1 protein-coding gene is annotated in these 255 nt (G+C 65.1%); it reads left to right on the top strand.

Annotation, left to right across the window (positions count from 1 at the left end):
* The coding region (locus tag FCK22_RS18230) for a BamA/TamA family outer membrane protein (protein ID WP_169306126.1) at window positions 1-255 on the top strand (255 nt) is incomplete at both ends.

Here is a 255-nt window from a genome sequence, read left to right as displayed (position 1 = left end):
TCGCGGGCGAAAAGCGCATCTTTAACGAGGAAGTCACCCTGCGTGCCACGCTCGAAGGTGGTGCGCTGTCTTGGAACAGCGGCACCAACCGCGCGGTGGACCGGTTCATCCTTGGCCCATCCATCATGCGCGGCTTTGAGCCCGGCGGCATCGGGCCGCGCGACCAGAGCAACGGGGTGGACGACGCGCTTGGCGGCAACCTATTTGCCGTGGCCCGTTTCGAGGCGGAGTTCCCACTGGGTCTGCCTGAGGAAT

Source organism: Sulfitobacter sp. 15WGC, from assembly GCF_005068605.1.
Lineage (GTDB): Bacteria > Pseudomonadota > Alphaproteobacteria > Rhodobacterales > Rhodobacteraceae > Sulfitobacter > Sulfitobacter faviae.
The sequence above is the reverse complement of the archived record's forward strand: the minus strand, read 5'-3'. Positions and strand labels throughout refer to the sequence as shown.